The following is a 341-nucleotide window of genomic DNA, read 5'->3' as shown; positions in this document are numbered from 1 at the left end:
AACCTGAAGCATATTACTATTTTACACACCAATGATGTTCACAGCCATATAGAACCTTTTGAAAAAGATCATTCTCAATTTCCGGGAATGGGCGGGGCTGCAAGGAGGTACACGTTAATAGAAGAGATTAGAAAGGAGAATAAGAACACTTTGCTACTCGATGCAGGAGACATTTTCCAGGGAACTCCTTTTTTCAATTTCTACGGAGGGGAGCTTGAATTCAAGTTGATGAGCAAGATGGGCTACGATGCCGCCACTATAGGGAACCATGATTTTGATAATGGCATCGACGGACTTTACGCGCAACTACCGCATGCCGAATTTAAGTTTTTGAGTGCCAA

1 protein-coding gene is annotated in these 341 nt (G+C 42.5%); it reads left to right on the top strand.

Annotation, left to right across the window (positions count from 1 at the left end):
- Positions 1–341 (top strand): metallophosphoesterase (locus tag HC175_RS21590; protein WP_209310179.1); only part of this gene is annotated, 341 nt, incomplete at both ends.

It is taken from the genome of Salinimicrobium oceani (assembly GCF_012037645.1).
The sequence above is the reverse complement of the archived record's forward strand: the minus strand, read 5'-3'. Positions and strand labels throughout refer to the sequence as shown.